This is a genomic window from Streptococcus sp. HMSC034E12, from assembly GCF_001835915.1.
Classification (GTDB): domain Bacteria; phylum Bacillota; class Bacilli; order Lactobacillales; family Streptococcaceae; genus Streptococcus; species Streptococcus vaginalis.
Genome location: NZ_KV826467.1, coordinates 1 through 356, shown reverse-complemented (window position 1 = coordinate 356; position 356 = coordinate 1). Strand labels below are relative to the sequence as shown.

Annotated in this window: 1 protein-coding gene; it reads left to right on the top strand. The window is 43.8% G+C overall.

Annotated elements, in window-relative coordinates; all coding sequences use genetic code 11:
- Positions 1–356: transcriptional regulator (locus tag HMPREF2574_RS08695; RefSeq protein ID WP_070583887.1), on the top strand; the 356-nt coding region annotated here is incomplete at both ends.

The window sequence follows — 356 nt, the reverse complement described above, 5'->3', positions numbered from 1 at the left end:
ATGTTGGTGCTCTATCAGTTGGTAAGCCAGTATCCGCAGCTGGTAGAAGAAGAAAGTCAGCTCTATGTTTACTATAAGACCAAGTTCCGCAATCATATCCTGGACATCCTCCGTAAACAGGAAAGTCAAAAACGCAAACTTAATCGTCAAGCTTATGAAGAAGTGAGCGAGATTGGTCACAAGCTCAGCCTAAAAGAACTATATCTGGATGAATTGGTGATTCTCCGAGACCAGCTAAATAGCTATCAAGCTCAACTGAGCCCAGAGAAACAGGAGCAGTATGAGCGCTTACTAGCCGATGAACGGTTCAAAGGCCGCCAAGCCATGATTCGAGAATTAAGAGCCTACTTAAAAGA